Origin of the sequence: Methylophaga sp. UBA1464 (genome assembly GCF_002325665.1) — a bacterium.
Classification (GTDB): domain Bacteria; phylum Pseudomonadota; class Gammaproteobacteria; order Nitrosococcales; family Methylophagaceae; genus Methylophaga.
In genome coordinates, this window is sequence record NZ_DCSO01000011.1 from 2,521 (window position 1) to 5,844 (window position 3,324).

A 3,324-nucleotide genomic window follows, 5' to 3' on the forward strand; every position below is an offset into this window, starting at 1 on the left:
TGTACCCGCCACGAGTAAAGCTAAGTAATTTAATTTAAACGTTTTCATTTGTTGTTAACCTTTTCAACGAGTGAAGCCTGAAGTACTGGCCGGCAGGTAGAGAACTCACTAGGCACCATGCCCTTAACGACATTAGATACAGCAGGTTTCACAAACCCGACAGGTGGTTCAGCCGTTGGGAAAGTTACTGTTAGCTCAGCAGGTAGATCCTGACTTTCTGTGTTTTCTATGCCACGCGAAGTGTTATAGGGGTCGCTAAAAATACCGTAATGACCAGGTTGCATTTTGTAGGTCACTTTTTCTGTCCCCATGCCAGAATTTGCCAAGTATTTATGCGGATTTGTCCAGTCCCGGCCATCAAGATTGGAATAGAATTTGATATCGACCAACAAGGCATCGCAGAGGGGCGTTACCTCTTCATAGGTTGTTGGCCATGATGACCCACCTGAAGGATCAGGGTATCTTCCCCAATCTCCACCTTTTAACGGGCATGCGCCGCCTGAGTCATACGCTGCCCTATCCGGATGATGGACACCATAAATGGGTAAGCCTATGGCTTTTCCAATTTCTCCATTTTCCAGATGAAAGCGAGGTGCTTTTGTGACCGTATTTTTCAGATCATTGGTGTTATCGCCTAATGATTCATAATAAGGCCCAGCTGGACGCACATAACGATGATCGGCATTATCCTGATTGTCATAAACCGCTGTTAGAAAGATATAAGGTTTGTTAAAAAAGGTTCTTTCAACCAGATAAAATTCGCCGTGTGTCTTCGCGGCATCGACTGCTTTCCAGTCAACGTGGAATGAATCTTTACCCTGTTGGCCAACGTTTACCCAAGAACGGGCATCCGGGAAATGGTTTAGCCGCAGGACTTTTGCGTAATTTTCTTTTACATCCAGACCCGCACGTTTACCTAACGGCCCAATCTGATTTGCGCCCGGCTGGCTGAAGGCAAAATCCAACGCCTTTTTGGCATACGGGTAATCGTTACCCGACATAGTGCAATACCAGTTCGCCAAATCAATCGGTTCATGCTGATCATATTGATTATCAAAAATCGGATGATTAATCGGCAAATCAACATAGTTTAACTTGCCATCTTCATTAAACTTTTGATCAGGATATTTATAGCCTGACCAGCTTTCATCTGGCAGATAATGACTGTAGTTATCCTCAATATGCTGATAATTTTCTGCTGCCAGAATATCTGCATTTTTGGCCAGACCTTCGCCATCTCTTTTCAGGTAAAAACGGACGGTGCCATTTTCCTGTATCCGCCACAAACCATGTTTACCTTCCCCAATCATTGTAAAAACTTGCTCAACCACATTGACGAATCGATAGGTAGAGTTGGTACTCATGTAGCCCAAATAAACAGGTAAATGCGGAATTTGCGAATGCGTTTTATCCGGACGACCAATACCTAATAAAGCTTTTTGCTTGTTGTCCTCAGTGATCAATTGATCGCTGGTATAAAAAAACGGATCGCCACCTGTCAGATCAGTTAAATCTGCTGCAAGAACACCTCCTGCAGCAGTTACCGACAGACTTATTGAAAGTATTTTGCTCAATTTAATTTTATTCATTTCTCACTCCTTCAGAAGGAGGATGTTTGCCAGCATTGTTATTATTATTTGCTGTTTTATTTGTTAAACATCCGTTGAAATACGCCCTTGACTAAAACTCCGCCCGTTGACCACATGCAAATGCAAGCCCTGAGCTTTCTGTAGAAAAAGTGATGGTTGAGCCGTTAGGAAAAAACAAAACATCACCCGCTTCAGCAGTCACTTCTTGTTCACCGTCAGAAAAGGTAATGCTGCCTTCGAGCATCATTTTGATGTCGTCATAATCGTAGGTATAAACAAGTGGATTACCCGCATCGATTTTGAACAAACCACACGAGATCGGTGATTTCGGGTTACCTGAACCCACGATGTCATCAAAAAATGCCGCAACGCCCGGTTCTTCCATTGAAGCAAGCTCCATTTGCTGTGCATTTTCAAAAAATTTTAAACGTTTGTTCTCGGTTTCATGCTCAACTGCACCGTGCGCCATTGCCAAACTCCCCATTGAAAGCCCCAGTGCTACAGCCCCGATCGTTGTAAGTCTGCTATTCATTTTTAACTCCAAAAATATTTAATTAAGTGCATTCAATGATTTAGCCGTATTGATTTGCCTTGCCACATCACTTTCAGGAAAAACCTCCTGCATGCGTTATTAGTTATATTCCTGACAATTATTACCTGTCAAGTAATTTATTACTTATTAAGTAATTTACAGTCGATTATAAAGTCCTTAAATGTTCGTGGTAACATGCTTTGCGGCGATTAAACGATTTCAATAACAAGGCCTTAAGATTCTGGTATTACGATGAAAAAAAACGGATTTGGCGAACGCCTGAAGGTGTTACTAAAGCAAAAGTCGTTAACTCAAGCTCAAGTTGCTAATGCGGTTGATACCTCTGTGCCTTCTGTGAACAGATGGACCAAAGGTGGAGAGATTGAATACGAGAACCTGCGTTCACTGGCTGATTTTCTGGAAGTAAACTGGGTTTGGCTAAGATATGGCGATGAAGCTATCGAAAGTTTGCAATCTGCTGAGCCTGAAAATGGGGCAATGAAAGATCTACGCCGGGAATACCTGAATCAGATTCTCGAAAACGAAACTCGCATGAAGGCAGCGCTGGAAATGGCGCAAATCATCAATTGGGAATGGAATGTTCTAACGGGCACGGTCACCTGTTCGGAGAATGCCACGGATCTATTTGGCGTCGCGGTTGATCACTTACCCAATTGCGTAATGCCATTCACAAAACTACCAATCGAACAGTTAATTGATATTTTCGGCAGCGGCCAACCCTATAACTGGGACTTCGAAGTGACTGATGATCAAGGTCAAACGAGGTGGTTTTCGTCAAGAGCTGAACTTGTTTATGATGCCGCGAAACGTCCGGTTAAAGTCATTGGTATCAGTGATGATATTACGGCACGTAAAGAAGCAGAAACGGCTCTTGCAAAAAACGAATATATTTTAAAGAAAATAATCGACATTATTCCATTGGGACTTTGGATGGCTGACGAAACCGGAAAAATCAGTCTGGCGAACCCTGAGGTGCAGCGCATCTGGGGGGGGGCAAAATATGTGGGACTTGAACAATATGGTGAATATAAGGGGTGGTGGGAAAAAAATGGTCAGGAATTAGGTGCTGGAGACTGGACACTCGCCCGCGCCGTCAAAAATGGTGAAACCAGTTCACCAGAAGTAGTTAATATAAAAGCATTTGACGGTGAACAGCGCACCATCATCATGTATGCAACTCCG

General features: G+C 43.2%; 3 protein-coding genes. 1 reads left to right on the forward strand and 2 read right to left on the reverse strand.

The features are described 5' to 3' along the window. Nucleotides 1–44: 44 nt before the first annotated feature. Together B3O33_RS00800 and B3O33_RS00805 are read right to left on the reverse strand one after the other, a co-directional pair. A complete protein-coding gene (locus B3O33_RS00800) occupies nt 45–1,589 on the reverse strand; it encodes a hypothetical protein (RefSeq protein WP_292359176.1) in 1,545 nt (514 codons plus the stop codon). A gap of 91 nt (nt 1,590–1,680) precedes the next feature. Then, nucleotides 1,681–2,133, reverse strand: coding sequence for a cupin domain-containing protein (locus B3O33_RS00805; RefSeq protein WP_292362736.1), 453 nt, complete (start codon nt 2,131–2,133; stop codon nt 1,681–1,683). Between the two features lie 240 nt (nt 2,134–2,373). Here B3O33_RS00805 and B3O33_RS00810 point away from each other — a divergent pair. After that, a partial coding sequence (locus tag B3O33_RS00810; protein ID WP_292362737.1) for a PAS domain S-box protein occupies nt 2,374–3,324 on the forward strand: 951 nt, incomplete at its 3' end.

Coding starts and splice junctions, on each gene's coding strand:
- B3O33_RS00800 (WP_292359176.1), bottom strand. CDS start 1,589: ATGAATAAAATTAAATTGAGCAAAATACTTTCAATAAGTCTGTCGGTA.